Source organism: Paenibacillus sp. GCM10023250 (assembly GCF_042653205.1).
Lineage (GTDB): Bacteria > Bacillota > Bacilli > Paenibacillales > Paenibacillaceae > Paenibacillus_Z.
In genome coordinates this window covers 253,333-270,407 of record NZ_JBHSHY010000002.1, presented here as the reverse complement: position 1 = coordinate 270,407, position 17,075 = coordinate 253,333, and the positions used below count along the sequence as shown (strand labels likewise).

Here is a 17,075-nt window from a genome sequence, read left to right as displayed (position 1 = left end):
AAAATGAGGGTGAACGAAATAGCGAAAATAAGCGCAGGCACGAAAAACCGTTGCTGCACGCTATCTTCAACACTCGCTCAACTATACTACGCTCATCTCGGCTCTACTCATCTCAACTCACTGTACTGCTGCTCGGCTCTACTCGGTACTTCGCTAATCTGGTATTAACTATACAATAGCGCTCTTGCTCCCGTCAATCCCGAATATTCCGCGCCGTTGCGGCCCGATCGGCGATTTTAGGCTTTGGCCAAATCCGGACGGAGCGCTTTCGCGCCGCCCAAATAGACGTGCTCGATCTGCTCCTGGGTCCTCTCCGTATTGACGAGCACCATCAGTCGGATGCATTTCTCCAAGCTTCCTTGCACCGGCACTTCCAGCGCGCACATCAGCGGCACGAGCTCCCAGCCGTCCATCGCGCGGATGGCCCGGGCTGGGAACGTCGCATCAAGGTCGCCGGTCACCGTGACGAACACGCTCGCGATCTCGCCGGGCTCGATAGCGTTGGCGTTCACGATGCCGTTCAATAATTCCGCCGTCGCCTTCAGGATCGGCTGTTCTTCGTTGACGTTCACCGTAATGGCGCCGCGTATTCCTCTTACCCTCATGCCTCGACGGCCTCCTGTTTCAGCTCTTCCACGATCTCGCGAATGAGGGCGGTCGATACCGATTTATTGATTTCCACCTTGCCGACTGCGACGGGTACGATGAACGTAATCGCGCCTTCCTGGAATTTCTTGTCGTGCATCATCGCGCTCATGATGGCATCCGTGTCCAGATGCGCCGGCAGCCGGACGGGCAGTCCGACGCGCGCGAGCACGCGCTTGGTCACGCGGTAGACGTCTTCCGGCGCGCCGAGCCGGACCGCCAAGCGGGCCGCCCCCACCATGCCGATGGCAATCGCTTCGCCGTGCAGCAGCTCGACGTAGCCGGCCACCGCCTCGAGCGCGTGGCCGATTGTATGGCCGAGGTTGAGAATGGCACGCAGGTCGTTCTCCCGTTCGTCCTGCGACACGACCGCCGCCTTCACACTGCACCCTTTATAGAGCGCGTACCCGAGCGCCTCCGGATCCAGCGCCAGCAGCTTCTCCGCGTTGGCGTCGCACCAGGCGACGAATTCGGAGTCCCAGATCAAGCCGTGCTTCACGACTTCGGACAAGCCGGCCTTCACCTCGCGTACCGGCAGCGTCTGCAGCGTGTCCAAGTCGTAGAGCACGAGTTCCGGCTGGTGGAACGCGCCGATGATGTTCTTGGCCAGCGGGTGGTTGACGGCGACTTTGCCTCCGACGCTGCTGTCATGCGCGAGAATCGTCGTCGGGATTTGGACGAACTTGATGCCGCGCATGTAGGATGCGGCTACGAAGCCGGCCAAGTCGCCGACCACGCCGCCGCCGAGCGCGACGACCGCGGACTTGCGGTCAAGCCCCTGCTCCAGCGCGGTACCGACGAGTTCCTCCAGGCGGCTCAGCGATTTCGACGCTTCGCCGGAAGGGATGACCGCGGAGGCGACCGTGAATCCGCTCGCACGCAGCACGGCTTCCAGGCGGCCCAAATGCCGCTCCGCGACATGGGTATCCGTCACGATCAGCAGCGGCGACTTCTTGCTGATGCCGTGGTCGGCGAGCCGCAGGCCTGCTTCGTCCAGCAATCCTTCGCCGATATAGATCGGATAGGACCGTTCACCGAGATCGACGGTCAGCTTGCGCGCGCCGCCCATTAGTAATTCCTCACTTGCGCCAGGTAGTTGTCGTAGTTCGCGCGGATCTCTTCCATGGAATCGCCGCCGAACTTCTCCAGGAACGCCTTGGCCACTTCCCACGCCACGACGTGCTCCATGACGACGCTCGCCGCGGGCACCGCGCAGCTGTCGGAACGTTCGACCTGCGCCGTGAACGGCTCCTTCGTGTCGATGTCCACGCTTTGCAGCGGCTTGTACAGCGTCGGAATCGGCTTCATCACGCCGCGGACGACGATCTGCTCGCCGTTCGTCATGCCGCCTTCGAAGCCGCCGAGCCGGTTCGTCCGGCGATGGTAGCCGCGCTCCTCGTCATAGAGGATCTCGTCGTGCACCTGCGACCCGCGGATCGTGCCCGCTTCGAAGCCGATGCCGATCTCGCAGCCTTTGAACGCGTTGATCGACACGACGGCTTGCGCGATGCGGCCGTCCAGCTTGCGGTCGTACTGGACGTGGCTGCCGAGTCCGACCGGCACGCCTTCCACGATGCACTCCACGATGCCGCCGATGGAATCGCCTTCGGCTTTGATTTGATCGATGTACGCGGTCATTTTCGCTTCCGTATCCTTGTCGACGACCCGGACCGGCGATTCCTCCGTCAGCCGGATCAGCTCGTCCAGCGGCAGATCGTTCGCCGGGGCTTCGATTTCGCCGATGCGGATGACCTGGCCGCCGACTTTGATGCCGAAAGCCGCCAGGAACTGCCGGGCGACCGCGCCGACGGCGACGCGCGCCGCCGTTTCGCGCGCGCTGGACCGTTCCAGCACATTGCGCAGATCCGTCAAATTGTATTTCAAGCCGCCGTTCAAGTCCGCATGGCCCGGACGCGGCCGGTGCACGCGGCGCTTCTCCTCGTCGCTGCCCTCGATCGGCTCGATGTTCATGACGCTCGTCCAATGCTTCCAGTCGTTGTTCTCGACGACCAGCGCGATCGGCGCCCCCGTCGTGCGGCCGTGGCGCACGCCGCCGACGATGGTGGCCGCGTCCTTCTCGATCTGCATCCGGCGCCCGCGGCCGTGACCCTTCTGCCTGCGCTGCAGCTGAAAATTCAATTCTTCGAAGTCCAGCTGCAGATTGCTCGGCATCCCCTCGATAATGGCCGTCAGCTGCGGACCGTGCGTCTCTCCTGCCGTCAAATAGCGTAAATTCAACGTAAAGCTCCTCTCTCATCCCGAACGCCGCGAAGCCCGATTTCGGAACTACATGGTCTCCCTCGAATATCTTTGCTCATTATAGTATAGCCTCCGCGGTTTGACAAGAAATCGGCAAGGGCGCCAAAAGGCCGCCGAATCAAGTAAAAAGCCGCCCGGAACACCTCGTGGAGAGGCGTTCGGGCGGCCGGTTCCGGCTTATCCGTTGACGGATCGTTTGTCTTGCAAAGCTTGCGAATCGGCGGACAATTCGGGGTCGTTCATGAGCCCTTTCATCTGCCCCGTGTCGATGCCAAGGATTTGGGCGCATTCCTGGACGGTGATAAACCCGCGTTTGTACGCCAAAATCACTTTGCGTTTGTCCATGCTGCACCTCCTCTATGCGAATGGGTTGCGATACGCATAGTATTGGTGTGGCTGGAAATTCCTATACCACCTGTCCGAACGCTTTACGATCGCCGCCGGTAGAAGAACGTCTCCTCCGATTCGAGCTCGTACTGCCCCGGCGTGAAGATCTGCTCCGTGCTGCCGACGAAGAGCAGCCCGCCGGGCTTAAGCGCCCGCGAGAACTTCCGGTACAGCCCGTGCTTGGCGTCCTCGGTAAAATAAATCATGACGTTGCGGCAGACGATGATGTCGAAGCCGCCGTCGAACGGGTCGTTCAGCAGATTATGCCGCTTGAACGTGACGATCGCCTTCAGCTTGTCCGCGACGGCGATTTCGCCGCTGCCATGCGGCACGAAATAATCGGTCCGGTACGCATTGGGCACGTCACGGACGGACCGTTCCGGATAGACGCCAAGTACCGCTTTCTGCAGGACGGCGCTGTCCAGATCCGTGGCGAGAATGGAGACCCGGTCCTGGGCACCTAGCGCGTGCGCGATCATCGACAGCGTATACGGTTCCTCTCCCGTCGAGCAGGCGGCGCTCCAGATCTTCAGCGGCCCACCCTGCTTCAGCAGCTCGGGAAGAAACTTCCGCTCCATCGCCTCCCAGCGGCCGGGATTGCGCCAAAATTCGGATACATTGATCGTCATCCGGTCCAGAAATTCATCCATCAGCTTGCCGTCCCGTTCCAGCTCGCGGTAATAGGCTTCGAACGAGTCATAGCCATGTTTTTGCCGGAGCGTCGTCAGCCGGCGCTTCATCTGCGCTTCCTTGTAGAGCGAGAGATCGATCGCCGTCTTCCCCTTAATGCGTTCGATAAAGAGCGAAAAGTCCTTGTCTTCCAAGGTAGTTCCCCCGCGGATACAGAAAAACCGGGCAGACCGGACTACACCCACTGCCCGATCGTCTGCGTGTAATCTAGCAGCTCGTGCGGCTCGAAAAAGATGCCAATCTCCCGTTCGGCGCTCTCCGGCGAATCCGAGCCGTGAATGAGGTTGAAGTTCGTATGTACGGCGAAATCGGAACGGATCGTGCCGGGCGCCGCTTCCAAAGCGTTCGTCTTGCCGATCATGGCGCGCGTCAGCCCGATGACGTTATCACCCTGCCATACCATCGCGAATACGGGGCTCGACGTCACGAAGGCGACGAGCGGCGGATAGAAGGGCTTCCCGACGTGCTCGGCATAATGACGTTCGGCGATTTCCGGCGTGATGCGCATGAATTTGGCGGCAACCAGTTTAAGTCCCTTACGTTCGAAGCGCGATACGATTTCACCGATTAAGCCGCGCTGTACGCCGTCCGGCTTGACCATCAGAAATGTTCTTTCCACTCGAGTTCCCTCCCAGGCGCGTTCAATAGTTTCGTTTTCCCACGAAATGCGCGATATCGGTCAAATTCTTCTTCGCCGGAATGTTCGGCAGCCCGGCGAGCGCGCCGATCGCCTTGGCAATGTATCGCGCCGCCAGCTCGTCGGCGACCGCAATGCCGGCGCTCTTCCGTATGATGTTCAACGCGCGCTTCGTATCCCCTGCTCCGTTAGTGGATTGAATGCGGTCGATCTCCGCCTGCAGTTCTTCGGCGTTCGCCTCCCGCAGCGCGAGCAGCACGGGCAGTGTGATGTTGCCCTGCCGGATGTCCGAGCCCGGCGGTTTGCCGATCTGCTTCTCGGTGCCGAGCAGGTCGAGCAGGTCGTCGCGAATTTGGAACGCCATGCCGACGTTGTAGCCAAACCGGTACAGGGCGTTCGCGATTTTGCGGTCCGCGCCCGCGGCGATCGCGCCAAGCTGGCAGCTGATCGCGAGCAGGATCGCTGTCTTGCGGCGGATGCGGAGCAAGTAATTGCGGACGGACTGCTTCGTATTAAAGAAGTCGCGGATCTGCTCCATTTCCCCGATGCACATCTGCACCATGGCGTTTGACAGGATTTGGTGGATCTGCGGGTTTTCCAGCCCCGTCATGAAGGCGAGGGCTTTGCCGTATAAATAATCGCCGGTATACATCGCGATCCGGTTGTCCCATTTGGACTTGACCGTCAGCTGGCCCCGCCGGGTTTCGGCGTTGTCGATGACGTCGTCGTGCACGAGCGACGCCATGTGGATCAGTTCGAGCGGTACCGCCACCCGCTCCAGCACGCTCAGCTCGTACGTGCCGAACTTCCCGGACAGCAGGACGAACACGGGGCGAATGCGCTTCCCGCCGGCTTTAAGCAAATGGGTGGAGGTATCGGTCAGCAGCGCGTGCTCCGAAGTAACGCTTCGCGCCAGCTGGCCCTCGATCGTATCCAAGTCGCCTTTCATCTTGGCGTAAATGTCCAGTAGTTTCATTCGTTCTTCACCTTAAGAGCGGCGTGGTCCTCGAAAAAGCGCATCCGTACTTCGTGCGGCAGCAGTCCCAGCTGGTGCGCGTAATCGAAGTACAACGACAGGCCCGCTTGCTCGTCCGATCTGAAATTGTAGTGTAACTCTTGAAAATAGCGGTTCCAATACGAAGGCTCGCCGCCTAGCTGCGCGCACGCCTTGTTCACCAGCGGCTTCAGGTCGCGCAGGCTCCGCTCCTTGCTCGCCGTCAGAGCGCGAAGCACGTCCGCCACCGCACCTGGATCGCGTTCGGCCACTTCCTTGCGGACGGCGACCAGCGCGAAGGTCATGCCGTAGCCGGTCCAGCTGTTCCAGAGCGCCCCGAGATCGATGACGGTCAACCCTCTATCCTTCTGCTTATTGGCCCAGGAAGCATGGATGGCCGTATCGCCGATCAACAGCGCGGCGTCCGCTTCGGCCAGCATGTCGTCCAGCGAAGGCTCCATCGTGACGTAGGACGGCTCGGCCCGGTAATACAGCTTCATGAGTATCTTGAGCAGATTGACCGAGGTCGCGGAGGTCGCCGTCATGGCGATCCGTCCCGTCAGCACGTCTTCGAGCGGTTTCTTCAAGAATAAGAGGATGGAATTGACGCGGCCTTTCGCGCTGACGGACAGGTCCGGCAGCAGCAGATAACGGTCCGCATGCTCCGCATAGGCGAAGGAGGACATCGACGTAATGTCGATCTCGCCCTGCTTCAAAGCCCGGTTGAGCGCGGCTGGTACCCGCTTCTCGATGCGGAACCGGTCCGTTGGCAGCTGCTCCTCCGCGTAATGGAAGATCGGCCATACGTTCGCGTAGTCGATGCGGCCGACCGTAATCGGGCGGTTAGTCTCCATGCCGATCATCTCCCCATCTTCTGTACAGCTCGTGCTCCAGCGGAATTTGATCCAGCACTTTCCCGACCATGAAGTTCACCATCTCGTCCATGCTCTGCGGGCCGTAATAGAACGCCGGCATCGCCGGGATGATTTTGGCGCCGAGCTTGGCCAGCGTCAGCATGTTCTCCAGATGAATGGCGTGCAGCGGCGTCTCCCGCGGGACGATCAGCAGCTTGCGGCTTTCCTTCAGCATAACATCCGCGGCGCGCGTCATCAAATCATCTGAGATGCCGTGTGCGATCGACGCCAGCGTCCCCATGGAACACGGTACGATGATCATGCCTTCCACGCGGAACGAGCCGCTGGCGATGGAGGCGCCGATGTCGGCGTTCGGATGCAGCGTCAGCGCCCGCGATTCCGCCGCTTCGGGGAAATGCGCGGCCAGCGCGGCTTGCCGCTTCGTCGTGTCCCAGCCCTGCTCTTCCTTCAACACCCGCCAGCCCGCTTCCGTCACGACGAGATGCACGTCGACGCCGCAATCGAGCAGGCTGCGGATCAGCCGGATGCCATAGACGGAGCCGCTCGCGCCCGTTATGCCAACGACCCAGCGCTTGCGCAGGGCGTCTTTCGTTTCGTTTACCATGGATGCAGCACCACCAAATCAAGAAGCGTAAACGCGAACATCGTAATGCTGAGCCAGCCGTTCATCGTGAAGAAGGCCGTTTGCACCCGGCTGATGTCGCCAGGCTTCACAAGCATATGCTCGTACCAGAGGAAGCCGACCGACGCGATCGCGCCGATCAAATAAATCCAGCCTAGATCCGTTAACCAGTATAAAGAGATGAATCCGATCGCGGTTAGAAAATGAAAGCCGCGGGCAATCTTCAGGCCGCCGGCCAGGCCGAAGCGGGCCGGAATCGAGTAGACGCCTTCGCGGCGGTCGAACTCGAAGTCTTGGCAAGCGTAAATGATATCGAAGCCGGCCAGCCAGCAGACGACCGAGCCGTAGAGCACCCAGGCCGCCGGCTCGACCGAGCCGGTCACGGCGATCCAGCCGCCGAGCGGTGCGAGTCCGATCGTGATGCCGAGCACCACGTGGCACAGCCAGGTGAACCGTTTCGTGTACGAGTAGAGCACAAGGAAGAACACCGCGACCGGCATCAGCTTCACGCAGAGCGAATTGAGCTGCGAAGCCGCGATGAACAGCACGACAAAGGACACCGCGATGAACACGGCGACTTCGCCGGCTTTGAGCAGCCCGGCCGGAATCGCCCGTTTCGCGGTGCGCGGGTTCTTGGCGTCCATCACGCGGTCAACGACCCGGTTCAAGCCCATCGCCGCACTGCGGGCGCCGACCATTGCGAGCAAAATCCAGAAGATTTCCGCCCAGCCCGGCAGCCGGTGCTCCATCATGGTCGCGCCGATGAGCGCACCCATGAAGGCGAACGGCAGCGCGAATACCGTATGTTCGACCTTGATCATTTCCAATATAATGCGAGTTTTGCGTATCATCCCTTGTCCGTTCCCTTCGTCCCCGTGTGTAATGCCGCGATGCCTCCCGTCAGCGGATAAGCATGCACGTTTCGGAGACCGATGTCACGGAATTTATCCGCCAGCTGGTTGGAATCCGGGAACGCCTTGAGCGATTCCGGAAGCCATTTGTACTGCTCGTACCGTTTGGCGAACAGCTTGCCGAGCGCCGGCAAAATACGTTCGAAATAAAAATAATAGACCGATTTGAAAGGCTGCCAAATGGGCTTGGACAATTCCAGGCACACGACTTGGCCGCCGGGCTTGACGACGCGCATCATTTCGCGCAGCACTTGCTCGAGGTCCGGCACGTTCCGCAGACCGAAGCCGATCGTCGCGAAGTCGAAGCGGTTGTCCTCGAACGGAAGCGCCATCGCGTTGCCCTGGTGCAGCGAGATCTGCCGGTCGAGCCCTTCCTTGCGAACCTTTCGGGCGCCGATGTCCAGCATGTTCTGGCTGAAATCGAGACCGACGATCCCGCCGCTGCCGCTGGCGCGGGCCAGCGCGATCGTCCAATCGCAGGTGCCGCAGCACAGATCGATCGCGGTCTGCCCCGGCTGCACGTTCATCTTGCGCATCGTAAATGCGCGCCATGCCTTGTGCCTGCGGAAGCTGAGCAGGTCGTTCATCAGGTCGTACTTCGGCGCGATGCTCTCGAACACGTCGTGAACGTGTTGTTCTTTCGATTTGGATTGCACAGTCTGTCACCTTACCTTCTCTCGTTGAGGGCGGAAGCCGAGGCCGCCGGGAGGAGCGGACGCAGGAACGTCTCTCCGATCTGCTGAAGTTCGCGCACGAGCTTGTCGGAATCCAGGCACGCGATGACGGACTGCACGGCCGCGACGGACTGCCTCAGCTTCTCGGCCAGCTCCGCGCGGATATCGTACGCCGCGAGCAACGACGCCGCGAACGAAGGTTCCTGCGGCTCGTCGGCCAGCTTGCGCTTCTCTTCGTCCGTCCCGACGTCCAGCACATGCCAATAGCCCCAGCTGCCGCCGAAGCGCTCCGGCTTCTCGCTGCGATTCAGCTCGTCCAGCACGACCTCGCAGCGGCCCATTCCCTGCAGCAATTCCGTCCAGACGCGTGCCATCCGGTCGTCCAAAATATCCGTAAAGACCGTGAAGAGCTCCGTCTTGATTTGCGCGCATTGGTTCAGGTAATCCTCGGCCGTTAGCCTCAGCTGCTTCATCTTCATGTAGAAATTAACCTTCAATCGGTTCACTTCGCAAACGCCGTTGCTGATCCGGCGGATCATGCCGACTTGGCCGGCCTGGGCCAGCAACTGGTAGAACCGGCTGCTGTAGTAGTCGCCTGCGAGCACCTTCAACTGGCGCGAGCGCATTTCCTTCTCGGCCACGCGTCCCGATTCGTCGATCAAGTCGTGCGTGTCCATGCCCAGCTGCACCAGCGAGACGACCAAGGTGTACAGTTCGCTGTGAAGCAGCGGCGTACGTTGATTCGAAAGAAACGTAAAGAGCAGCCTGGCCCGGGAATCGGGAAACTCCGGCAGCTCCGTATGGGTTTGAATCATATCGTACTCGACGTACTTTTTGGCGATCTCGGGAACTTTGTAAGGTTTCATTGGCTTAGCCTCCGGACAAACAGCACATGGTTAGCTGCTTTATAATCTAAATAATTATAGCACTATGTTTGGCGTTTCGCTACAACCGCGCCCCCGACAAACGCAAGCGCTGGCGCCAGATTTCGTCCTGAAACGGCCTCGCGGCGCTTAAGTTTGACAGTTCTGTGGACAACCAGGCGTCCGTGCGCCGGACGTCCACCGCCGCGACTACCCGGACGTCGCTCCGCGCTTCGTCCGACTCCGCCTGAAGCGGCGCCACGAAGCGGACAAGCACCCGGTTCACGTTGTCGGTGCGGTTAAACGCGAACTCGAAGAGACGGCGCAGATCGTCCATCCCCGTGTCCACAGCATTCCCATCTTGTTCATCCGCTAAATCCACGGTGAGCACGGAACCGTTCCATGCGACCTTCTTCACCTTCAGCGACAAATTCAAAGTGAGCATCGTATCGACGATGGTGTCGGAACTGAGCCGTTTGATCGGCACGGGCCGGAAGACGGAGACCTCGCCCGCCCCTTCCTTCATCCGGCGGTCGGCCGCCGGCAGCGCGGTGATGAGCAGCGTGACGGCAAGCGTCGCGGCGCAGGCCGCGAGCAGCCCTTTCCATTGCGGCATGAGGCATCCGTCCTTCACATACAGAATATCCTGCTTCTTTTAGTGTACAAACTAAAAAAGCAGGCTATGCCTGCTTTTCACTCGACGTCCGTATCCACCGTGCCGTGTTTGGTCACAACGGTCGCTTTGCCGCGAATCTTGATCGCCGACGTATGTTCCGTGAACTGACAAATGAGCACTTCGCCTTTGTCGAGTTTCTCGGTGTGGTGGAATTTCGTATCCTGTCCGCGCGTCAGGCCGATGACCTGCACCCCTTGCGCCTTGGCTTTCACGACGATGTATTCGTCATTCCGGTCCGACATCTTGATTGGCCTCCTCTAACTCGGTGAATCTTGCAAAACGAAACGCGCGAAAGCCCCGGTATTAAAAAACTGCCCCCGAACTTGGCATTCGAGACGGCAGCCGTCGCTTGCGTATGAGAAATGGTCGGGTGTACCGGATTTGAACTGGCGACCTCTACCACCCCAAGGTAGCGCTCTACCAAGCTGAGCTAACACCCGACAAGTCTTACGGCCGCCCCTAATCGGGAACCGCAAAAATCAGTCTACTGGAAATGCTTACACTTGTCAATAGACCGGATCCGGCAAAAAAGAGGGCCGTCCCGGAACGAGAAACGCCCGAATGCGCAAGCATTCGGGCGTCGTCCAACGGCGCTTGGCCGTTCCTTATTTGGAAACCAGGTCTTTCAGAGATTTACCGGCTTTGAAAGACGGGATTTTGCTGGCCGGGATGTCGATCTCCTCGCCCGTTTGCGGGTTGCGGCCTTTACGCGCTTCGCGGCTTTTCACCTCGAAGTTGCCGAAGCCTACCAGCTGAACTTTGTCGCCGCCTTGCAGCGTGTCGGAGATCACGTCAAATACGGCGTCAACCGCCTTGGACGCATCTTTTTTGGAAAGGTCAGTCAATTCGGCTACTTTCGCAATCAGTTCCGTTTTGTTCATTTCTTTCACCTCCCCCGTCGGCAGTTAAAAGGCACATCATTATCATTCTGTTTTACCGAAACCCCGGAATTTATACCTGAAGGCGACGGTGAGAAGAAATTCCGGTATGTGCAATTCCTGCATAGTGAACCTAGAACAGATTTATAGTAATACAGTTGCCTATCCGATTTCAAGAGGAATCGCGCGTTTCCACGGAAGAATCCCGGATTTTGCGCGGTTTCATCGCATTTCGGACGCGTTTCCCGGAGGAAATGACAATGAAAGGAATCTCGGATATCCGGACAACGCAAAAAGAGACACGCCGGCTGCGTGCCTCTTCGCGCTTACAGGATAATGGCGATCAGGCCGCCGGATCCTTCGTTGATGATTCTGCCGAGCGTCTCTTGCAGCTTGTAGCGGGCGTTGTCCGGCATCATGGCGATTTTGCCTTGAATGCCCTCTCTGACGATGGAATGGAGCGACCGGCCGAAAATGTCCGACTCCCAGATCTTGATCGGGTCGTTCTCGAAGTCCTGCATCAGGTAGCGCACAAGCTCCTCGCTCTGCTTCTCCGTGCCGATGATCGGCGCGAATTCGGACTCGACGTCGACTCGGATCATGTGGATGGACGGCGCCGTCGCCTTCAAGCGGACGCCGAAGCGGGAGCCCTGCCGGATCAGCTCCGGTTCGTCGAGCGCCATCTCCGCCAGCGTCGGGGCCGCGATGCCGTAGCCCGTCGTCTTGACCATCTCGAGCGCTTCCGCGAACCGGTCGTATTCCCGCTTGGCATGGGCGAACTCCTGCATCAGCTGCAGCAGGTGATCCTTGCCGCGGATTTCGACGCCGACCACTTCCATGAGGATTTGGTCGTACAGCTCATCCGGCGCGTACAGGTCGATTTCCGCCACGCCCTGGCCCATGTTCATGCCGCTCAGACCGGCCCTCGCGATGAACTCGTATTCCATGAATTGCGTGACGACCCGGTCCACGTCGCGCAGACGGCGGATGTCCTTGACCGTGTCGCGGACGGAATTCTCGTAGTTCGTGCGCAGCCAGTGGTTGTCGTTCAGCACCATGACCCAGCTCGGGAGATTGACGTTGACTTCGTGAACCGGGAACTCGTAGAGCACCTCGCGGAGCACGGACATGACTTCTTCTTCGCCCATGGACGCCACGCTGAGCGTGATGACCGGGATATCGTACTTCGCCTGCAGCTCGCTGCGCAGTTGAAGCGCTTCGTCGCTCTTCGGACGCGTCGAGTTGACGATCAGCACGAACGGCTTGCCGACTTCCTTCAGCTCGTTCACGACGCGTTCTTCGGCTTCGATATACGAGCTGCGCGGAATTTCGGCGATCGTGCCGTCCGTCGTGACGACGACTCCGAGCGTGGAATGTTCTTGAATGACTTTGCGCGTGCCGATCTCCGCGGCCTCCTGGAACGGAATCGGCTCTTCGAACCACGGCGTCGTGATCATCCGCGGGCCGTTCTCGTCTTCATAGCCCTTGGCGCCGACGACGGCATAGCCGACGCAGTCCACCAGCCGGATGTTGACGTCGAGCCCTTCGGCCACGCGCAGCTGCACGGCCTGGTTCGGCACGAATTTCGGCTCCGTCGTCATGATCGTCTTGCCCGCGGCGCTTTGCGGCAATTCGTCAATAGCGCGCACCCGATCGGCATCGTTCGTGATGTTCGGCAGCACAACCGTCTCCATGAACCGCTTGATGAAGGTTGATTTGCCCGTGCGGACCGCACCGACGACGCCGAGGTAAATATCCCCGCCGGTTCGTTCGGCAATGTCCTTGAAAATGTCCACTTTCTCCACTGAATATCCCCTCCCAATCGTAATTCGCCTGTACATGGACGTACCGTAACTGCTGCTTTCCTCCTGGTGGTTGTCGTCAGGTTTCGCCGCTACCCGCCTGCCGATGGCCTATAGCAAGCGACGCAACTCGTACATGATTTTGGACTAGTAATAGCTTATTGCGACTGTCTCATGTTTATGACGACCGGAGAGTGAAATCTTTCGATTTTCGCGAGCTTTGCGCGGATTGACCTTCCAAGATTGAGATATATGAGAGCGCAGCCGCAGCTATGCCTGGACGGCAAAAAACTCCTGCCGCGGGGGCAGGAGCAAGTCAATGCGCGATGGGAGCTTGGGCTATTTCAGGACGGCTCTAGGCTCGCCGTTCACCAGCTTGTAGAGCGGCGATTTCACCGGCACGAAATCCGAGCCGTCGACGAGCAGCGTCCGCAGATCCGCGTTCGGATCCGGCTTTTCGCCGCTTGGGAGCTTGCCCAGCTGCTGCATGAGATCCGGGCCGTAATCCAGGTAGACGACGCCGTCCGGGTCCATCATGGCCGTCAGCACGCTGCCCGTAAAGACGCTTCGCTGCTCGGGGTCTTTGACGCCAAGCGCCTTGAAGTCGATGGCCGCGAACGATGGATACAGTTGCTGCCCGGCGGGCAATTTGCCTCCGTGCGCGCCGGCGTAGGCTTTGACGGACGCCTGAAGATCGTTGACCTTCTGATAGATTACGAGATTCATCAGCTTGACGGTCGGGTCCGTCTCCTCGTTGATCACGAGATAGTAGTAGCTTCCGCCCTTCTCGTATGCCGAAGCCGGAACCGCGGACATATAGTTCATCCGCTGCAGCTTGTCGAAGTCGACTTTGAACTTCTCGTAAACCGGCGTCTGCTCGTCGCTGTTCTGGATCGGCAGGAGCCCCGTATCCTTCTGAAATTGATCGACGATCGTTTGTACGTTTAAAATGGCGTCTTTCGGCGGCTTCTGGTTCTGTTCCAGCCGGTCCCGCGGATACAGGCAGCCGGACAACAGAACGGCCGTGCAGGCGAGCAGGAGGGCCGCCGCCGCGCTTCTAAAGCCTTTCATGATCCGATTATCCTCCTACCATAATTCATCGTCTTCCGCTTGGCGCATCATCTGTTTCCGGACGGCGGCGCGAAACGGATCTTCCGGCACTTCGACGATGGCGCGCCCGAATACCCGGGTCTGGCAAGCGAGCCTTGTCCCCATGCGGTCGAGTCCCGCCAGCTTGCGGCGTTCGTTATCGTTCGGCGGCGTCAGCCCGGCCGAACTGTGGGGCAGCGCCACCTTGCACATCAGGCAGGCCGCCTTGCCGTCGCAGCGCGTGCGGATCGGCACGCCTGCTCTTCTGGCCGCATCCAGCACGGTCGTGCCCGCGCGCACCGTAACGCTTCGTCCGGAAGGAAGGAACGTAATTTCCACATTCACCGGAATCCCTGCTTCCCTGGTTCATCTCGATTATCTCAATAGCTGCGATACGTGTTGCTGCATTTCCGCAGACAAGCGGTTCCTGGAGGCGATCAGCCTGAGGGCATCCGTATGAAGGCCATGTTCCTTCCGCATGCGAGCGGCGATCGGCGCCACCCGGTCATCTCTTGCCCGCAGGACGTTGAACCACAGCTCGTGCGCCAGCGGCGCCACGCCGACCGTATATGGGCCGGCCGCAACCGGCGTCCGCAGCGGATTCAGCACGTCCTCGACTTCCACGGCGTAACGATTCAAGCCCGACGAGACGACAAACCCGCCGACCAGCTCGACTTGTACGCCCGACACGTTATAATGGCTGAGCACCGAACGATAGATCGGGCTCACGCTTAATTGCGGTTCGTCCACTGCGTAAGCGCGAAGCGCCTCGTGCATGATGCCGGCCGCTTCGTCGTCCGCGTAAAGATCCAGGTCCCGGGGCGGCACCGTAAGCTCCAGCCCCCGCAGCAGCAGCCCTGTACTGCCGCCGATCAGCCATTGCGCGCCGGTAGGCGCCACGGCGCGGGCGATGACTTCGATCGCTTGAAGGAGCGGCTCGGCGTTGTCCATCGCTATCCGCCCTTCCATTAAAAATACGGCCGGTTCGCCGCTTTGATAAAGCCGGCCCCGGCTTTCACGACGGTTTGGCAGGCCAGCCGGTAGCCTTCCTCCAGTTCTTCCGGCTCCAGACGGTCCCACTCCTCGTCCGTGACCTCCTCGAGAAATTCCGCGCCTTCCTCAACCAGGCAGCGACATCTGGCGCATGTTCCGCGCGTGCAGGAGAACGCCCAGTCCGCATTATGCTTGATCGCGGCGTCGAGCAGGGTCAAGCCCGCTTCCGCTTCGACCGTCACGCTCTTCGTGCGGCTCTTCAATTCCAGCATCGGCCCATCTTCCTCTCTTCTCTCCGAAAATTCGTTGTGTGCGGCTACATGATGGAGATCAGTCCGAGAAATCCGCCGATTACGAGGAACAGAAACGCGGTCAGCGACAGCGCCATCCGCAAAAATCCTTTGGTCTTAAAGCGGGCCAGCGTCACCAGAACGGCAGCCAGCGCCATCAAGCCGATGCCCACGAGCGACACCCACATCTTCATCATTGGATCCATGACAACTTCTACCACCTTGTACACCCGATATTCGTTTTATTATACACCAGCGGCGATGAATGGGCTACTTTGGCGCCGGGTAAGCGAAGGGCGTACCTCGAAAAAAAGACTCCCGCCCAAAGCGAAGGCGGCACTGCACGCGGCAATGCCGGTCGCCTGTTTCGGAAGTCCGAAGCGTTACTTCTTGAGCATGAGCTTCATCAGCATTTCCATGTTGTTGACATTCATGCCGCTCTTCTTGACGGCGCCCACGATGTCGTTGATCGTTTTTTCCGAAACGGGGACTTTGGCCATCGCCGAGACGGATTTAATTAGCTTCCGCAGTTCATCTTCGTCCTGCATCGTATTTTCATTGACGCCGTTCGCAAGCTTCTTGACCGCGTTCTCGGTAATGTTCTTCCCGGTCTTCTTGTTCACGGCGCTCAAGACGTCCTTGGCTAAATCTTTCTTGCCGCTCATCGTTTCCCTCCTTCACGCTTCTGACGGCGTAAAAACTTTCGCGAGCCACCTGCGACAGGTTGCTGCTAGCAGTTTATGAAGAAGGGCCAATGTTGGTGTAGGCTATATGCCCGCGGATTCTTCGGTCTCGTGCGTGCGGCCTCTGCCCATCAGCGTTTCGACCGCGTCACGCGCCGGCTTCTGCGCGAACAGCACCTGGTAGAGCTGTTCCGTGATCGGCATCTCCACGCCGTACTGCTGCGCGATCTCGCGCGCGACGCTCGTGGTCCGGACGCCTTCGACGACCATCCCCATCCGGGTCAGGACGTCGTCCAGCGACGTGCCTTCCGCCAGCATCGCGCCCGCGCGCCAATTGCGGCTGTGCCGGCTCGTGCACGTGACGACGAGGTCGCCGACGCCGGCGAGTCCCGCGAACGTGAGCGGGTTCGCGCCCATTGCGATGCCGAGCCGGCTGATCTCCGCCAGGCCGCGCGTCAGCAGCGCCGCCTTGGCGTTGTCGCCGAAGCCGAGGCCGTCCGACAGGCCCGCGCCGAGGGCGATGATGTTCTTGATCGCGCCGGCGACTTCGACGCCGACGACGTCTTTGTTCGTATAGACGCGGAATTGCGGCGTGATGAATGCGTCCTGCACGAATTCGGCTGCGTCCAGGCTCGTGGACGCGACGACGACGGTCGTCGGCAGCCGGCGGACGACCTCCTCGGCGTGGCTCGGGCCCGAGAGGACGACGAGCCGATCCGCTCCGGCTTGCAGCTCTTCGGCGAGCACCGTCGTCATGCGCTTGTACGTGCCGGACTCGAAGCCCTTCGTCGCGTGCACGACGACCGCGTCCTCGCGTATATGCGGCGCGGCCAGCTTCGCCACGTCCCGCATCGCGACGGAGGGCGCTACGAACAGCACGAGTTCCGCCCCGCCGACCGCTTGCGCCATGTCCGCCGTCGCCGCGATGTTCGCCGGCAGCTCCGCATCCTTCAAGTAACGGCCGTTCGTCCGGCGCGTGTTGATTTCTTCGGCTTGCGCCTCGTTGCGCGTCCACAAGGCGACGGCATACCCGTTATCCGCCAGCACGGCGGCCAGCGCCGTTCCCCAGCTGCCGGCGACGAGCACCGCCGCTTTACGTTCCGTCAT

23 protein-coding genes and 1 tRNA gene are annotated in these 17,075 nt (G+C 60.1%); all 24 read right to left on the bottom strand.

Annotated elements, in window-relative coordinates:
- Positions 1–236: 236 nt before the first annotated feature.
- A complete protein-coding gene (gene aroH, locus ACFPB1_RS04310) occupies positions 237–605 on the bottom strand; it encodes a chorismate mutase (RefSeq protein WP_379222255.1) in 369 nt (122 codons plus the stop codon).
- On the bottom strand, positions 602–1,714 hold the full coding sequence (gene aroB / locus ACFPB1_RS04305; protein WP_379222253.1) for a 3-dehydroquinate synthase: 1,113 nt from the start codon (positions 1,712–1,714) through the stop codon (positions 602–604). Before aroB ends, aroH begins: the two co-directional genes overlap by 4 nt.
- Positions 1,714–2,883 carry a chorismate synthase gene (gene aroC / locus ACFPB1_RS04300; RefSeq protein ID WP_379222250.1) on the bottom strand — a complete coding sequence of 390 codons (1,170 nt, stop codon included), beginning with the start codon at positions 2,881–2,883 and terminating at the stop codon, positions 1,714–1,716. The genes aroB and aroC overlap by 1 nt, the downstream gene beginning before the upstream one ends.
- Before the next feature lie 198 nt (positions 2,884–3,081).
- Entirely contained in the window at positions 3,082–3,249 is a 168-nt protein-coding gene (locus ACFPB1_RS04295) for a hypothetical protein (RefSeq protein WP_379222248.1), read from the bottom strand.
- Positions 3,250–3,332: 83 nt separating this feature from the next.
- Positions 3,333–4,115, bottom strand: a complete 783-nt coding sequence (locus ACFPB1_RS04290; protein WP_379222247.1) for a CheR family methyltransferase — start codon at positions 4,113–4,115, stop codon at positions 3,333–3,335.
- 41 nt (positions 4,116–4,156) lie between these two features.
- Positions 4,157–4,600, bottom strand: a complete 444-nt coding sequence (gene ndk / locus ACFPB1_RS04285; protein ID WP_379222245.1) for a nucleoside-diphosphate kinase — start codon at positions 4,598–4,600, stop codon at positions 4,157–4,159.
- Positions 4,601–4,622: 22 nt separating this feature from the next.
- Positions 4,623–5,594, bottom strand: a complete 972-nt coding sequence (locus ACFPB1_RS04280; protein ID WP_379222243.1) for a polyprenyl synthetase family protein — start codon at positions 5,592–5,594, stop codon at positions 4,623–4,625.
- Positions 5,591–6,466, bottom strand: a complete 876-nt coding sequence (locus tag ACFPB1_RS04275) for a menaquinone biosynthetic enzyme MqnA/MqnD family protein (protein ID WP_379222240.1) — start codon at positions 6,464–6,466, stop codon at positions 5,591–5,593. The genes ACFPB1_RS04280 and ACFPB1_RS04275 overlap by 4 nt, the downstream gene beginning before the upstream one ends.
- Positions 6,456–7,091: a UbiX family flavin prenyltransferase gene (locus ACFPB1_RS04270; protein WP_379222238.1), complete on the bottom strand. Its 636-nt coding sequence runs from the start codon at positions 7,089–7,091 to the stop codon at positions 6,456–6,458. Before ACFPB1_RS04270 ends, ACFPB1_RS04275 begins: the two co-directional genes overlap by 11 nt.
- The gene (locus ACFPB1_RS04265; protein ID WP_379222236.1) at positions 7,085–7,960 is read right to left on the bottom strand and encodes a UbiA-like polyprenyltransferase; all 876 of its coding nucleotides are present in this window, start codon (positions 7,958–7,960) and stop codon (positions 7,085–7,087) included. Before ACFPB1_RS04265 ends, ACFPB1_RS04270 begins: the two co-directional genes overlap by 7 nt.
- The gene (locus ACFPB1_RS04260) at positions 7,957–8,676 is read right to left on the bottom strand and encodes a demethylmenaquinone methyltransferase (protein WP_379222234.1); all 720 of its coding nucleotides are present in this window, start codon (positions 8,674–8,676) and stop codon (positions 7,957–7,959) included. Before ACFPB1_RS04260 ends, ACFPB1_RS04265 begins: the two co-directional genes overlap by 4 nt.
- Positions 8,677–8,687: 11 nt before the next feature.
- A complete protein-coding gene (locus ACFPB1_RS04255; protein ID WP_379222232.1) occupies positions 8,688–9,560 on the bottom strand; it encodes a heptaprenyl diphosphate synthase component 1 in 873 nt (290 codons plus the stop codon).
- A gap of 79 nt (positions 9,561–9,639) precedes the next feature.
- Positions 9,640–10,173 (bottom strand): hypothetical protein, encoded by a 534-nt coding sequence (locus ACFPB1_RS04250; RefSeq protein ID WP_379222230.1) that lies wholly within the window; start codon positions 10,171–10,173, stop codon positions 9,640–9,642.
- Between the two features lie 77 nt (positions 10,174–10,250).
- Positions 10,251–10,475 (bottom strand): trp RNA-binding attenuation protein MtrB, encoded by a 225-nt coding sequence (gene mtrB, locus ACFPB1_RS04245; RefSeq protein WP_379222228.1) that lies wholly within the window; start codon positions 10,473–10,475, stop codon positions 10,251–10,253.
- Positions 10,476–10,596: 121 nt separating this feature from the next.
- Positions 10,597–10,673: transfer RNA gene (locus tag ACFPB1_RS04240), tRNA-Pro, on the bottom strand.
- 165 nt (positions 10,674–10,838) lie between these two features.
- Entirely contained in the window at positions 10,839–11,114 is a 276-nt protein-coding gene (locus tag ACFPB1_RS04235) for an HU family DNA-binding protein (protein ID WP_112882614.1), read from the bottom strand.
- A gap of 323 nt (positions 11,115–11,437) precedes the next feature.
- Complete coding sequence (gene spoIVA, locus ACFPB1_RS04230; protein WP_379222225.1) at positions 11,438–12,916, bottom strand: stage IV sporulation protein A; 1,479 nt, start codon at positions 12,914–12,916, stop codon at positions 11,438–11,440.
- Positions 12,917–13,252: 336 nt separating this feature from the next.
- Positions 13,253–13,984 carry a hypothetical protein gene (locus ACFPB1_RS04225; protein ID WP_379222223.1) on the bottom strand — a complete coding sequence of 244 codons (732 nt, stop codon included), beginning with the start codon at positions 13,982–13,984 and terminating at the stop codon, positions 13,253–13,255.
- Positions 13,985–13,999: 15 nt separating this feature from the next.
- On the bottom strand, positions 14,000–14,347 hold the full coding sequence (locus tag ACFPB1_RS04220) for a 2Fe-2S iron-sulfur cluster-binding protein (RefSeq protein ID WP_379222222.1): 348 nt from the start codon (positions 14,345–14,347) through the stop codon (positions 14,000–14,002).
- A gap of 30 nt (positions 14,348–14,377) precedes the next feature.
- Positions 14,378–14,953: a hypothetical protein gene (locus ACFPB1_RS04215; RefSeq protein ID WP_379222219.1), complete on the bottom strand. Its 576-nt coding sequence runs from the start codon at positions 14,951–14,953 to the stop codon at positions 14,378–14,380.
- A gap of 17 nt (positions 14,954–14,970) precedes the next feature.
- A complete protein-coding gene (locus ACFPB1_RS04210) occupies positions 14,971–15,267 on the bottom strand; it encodes a 2Fe-2S iron-sulfur cluster-binding protein (protein ID WP_379222217.1) in 297 nt (98 codons plus the stop codon).
- A gap of 44 nt (positions 15,268–15,311) precedes the next feature.
- On the bottom strand, positions 15,312–15,491 hold the full coding sequence (locus tag ACFPB1_RS04205) for a DUF2768 family protein (protein ID WP_379222215.1): 180 nt from the start codon (positions 15,489–15,491) through the stop codon (positions 15,312–15,314).
- A 177-nt stretch (positions 15,492–15,668) separates the two neighbouring features.
- Positions 15,669–15,950: a stage VI sporulation protein F gene (locus ACFPB1_RS04200; RefSeq protein ID WP_379222213.1), complete on the bottom strand. Its 282-nt coding sequence runs from the start codon at positions 15,948–15,950 to the stop codon at positions 15,669–15,671.
- Positions 15,951–16,052: 102 nt separating this feature from the next.
- Positions 16,053–17,075 carry an NAD(P)H-dependent glycerol-3-phosphate dehydrogenase gene (locus ACFPB1_RS04195; RefSeq protein WP_379222211.1) on the bottom strand — a complete coding sequence of 341 codons (1,023 nt, stop codon included), beginning with the start codon at positions 17,073–17,075 and terminating at the stop codon, positions 16,053–16,055.

Bases quoted from the DNA above. Each gene is read 5' to 3' on its own strand.
- ACFPB1_RS04225 (WP_379222223.1), bottom strand. From the start codon at position 13,984: ATGAAAGGCTTTAGAAGCGCGGCGGCGGCCCTCCTGCTCGCCTGCACG.
- ACFPB1_RS04275 (WP_379222240.1), bottom strand. From the start codon at position 6,466: ATGGAGACTAACCGCCCGATTACGGTCGGCCGCATCGACTACGCGAAC.
- ACFPB1_RS04295 (WP_379222248.1), bottom strand. From the start codon at position 3,249: ATGGACAAACGCAAAGTGATTTTGGCGTACAAACGCGGGTTTATCACC.
- ACFPB1_RS04200 (WP_379222213.1), bottom strand. From the start codon at position 15,950: ATGAGCGGCAAGAAAGATTTAGCCAAGGACGTCTTGAGCGCCGTGAAC.
- ACFPB1_RS04235 (WP_112882614.1), bottom strand. From the start codon at position 11,114: ATGAACAAAACGGAACTGATTGCGAAAGTAGCCGAATTGACTGACCTT.
- ACFPB1_RS04215 (WP_379222219.1), bottom strand. From the start codon at position 14,953: ATGGACAACGCCGAGCCGCTCCTTCAAGCGATCGAAGTCATCGCCCGC.
- ACFPB1_RS04210 (WP_379222217.1), bottom strand. From the start codon at position 15,267: ATGCTGGAATTGAAGAGCCGCACGAAGAGCGTGACGGTCGAAGCGGAA.
- ACFPB1_RS04280 (WP_379222243.1), bottom strand. From the start codon at position 5,594: ATGAAACTACTGGACATTTACGCCAAGATGAAAGGCGACTTGGATACG.
- aroH (WP_379222255.1), bottom strand. From the start codon at position 605: ATGAGGGTAAGAGGAATACGCGGCGCCATTACGGTGAACGTCAACGAA.
- aroB (WP_379222253.1), bottom strand. From the start codon at position 1,714: ATGGGCGGCGCGCGCAAGCTGACCGTCGATCTCGGTGAACGGTCCTAT.
- ACFPB1_RS04265 (WP_379222236.1), bottom strand. From the start codon at position 7,960: ATGATACGCAAAACTCGCATTATATTGGAAATGATCAAGGTCGAACAT.
- ACFPB1_RS04255 (WP_379222232.1), bottom strand. From the start codon at position 9,560: ATGAAACCTTACAAAGTTCCCGAGATCGCCAAAAAGTACGTCGAGTAC.
- ACFPB1_RS04195 (WP_379222211.1), bottom strand. From the start codon at position 17,075: ATGACGGAACGTAAAGCGGCGGTGCTCGTCGCCGGCAGCTGGGGAACG.
- ACFPB1_RS04250 (WP_379222230.1), bottom strand. From the start codon at position 10,173: ATGCCGCAATGGAAAGGGCTGCTCGCGGCCTGCGCCGCGACGCTTGCC.
- ACFPB1_RS04205 (WP_379222215.1), bottom strand. From the start codon at position 15,491: ATGGATCCAATGATGAAGATGTGGGTGTCGCTCGTGGGCATCGGCTTG.
- ACFPB1_RS04270 (WP_379222238.1), bottom strand. From the start codon at position 7,091: ATGGTAAACGAAACGAAAGACGCCCTGCGCAAGCGCTGGGTCGTTGGC.
- mtrB (WP_379222228.1), bottom strand. From the start codon at position 10,475: ATGTCGGACCGGAATGACGAATACATCGTCGTGAAAGCCAAGGCGCAA.